This window comes from Bartonella sp. AA86SXKL (assembly GCF_042196885.1).
Genome location: NZ_JBHIRE010000311.1, coordinates 1 through 358, shown reverse-complemented (window position 1 = coordinate 358; position 358 = coordinate 1). Strand labels below are relative to the sequence as shown.

At 42.5% G+C, this 358-nt stretch carries 1 pseudogene; it reads left to right on the top strand.

The features are described from left to right. A pseudogene (locus ACFIO5_RS11730) lies at positions 1-358 on the top strand (DNA mismatch repair endonuclease MutL); the annotation flags it as partial.

The window sequence follows — 358 nt, the reverse complement described above, 5'->3', positions numbered from 1 at the left end:
CGTGACCCAGGGTTCATTCGTGGTTTAATCGTTGGAGCAATTCGTGAAGCATTGCACCATACTGGTGTTCGCTCTACTTCAACGCGTTCTGAAGCAATGTTAGCTGCATTTCAAACACAAAAACCATTGAAAACTTTTAAAAGTACTTATAAGCCTTCTTCTTACAGCCCACAGCCTTATCATGTTGAATCAGCATCAATGGTAAACAAACCATTGGATATTATCAGCCCTGTTGGTTTAAAAGAAGATGCACCTCCTCTTATGGAAGGCTTAGATATACCAAGCGGTGATGCCTACACTCCAAACACTCCAGCTGCATCAGAAGAATGCTCTTATCCATTAGGAGCTGCTAGAGCAC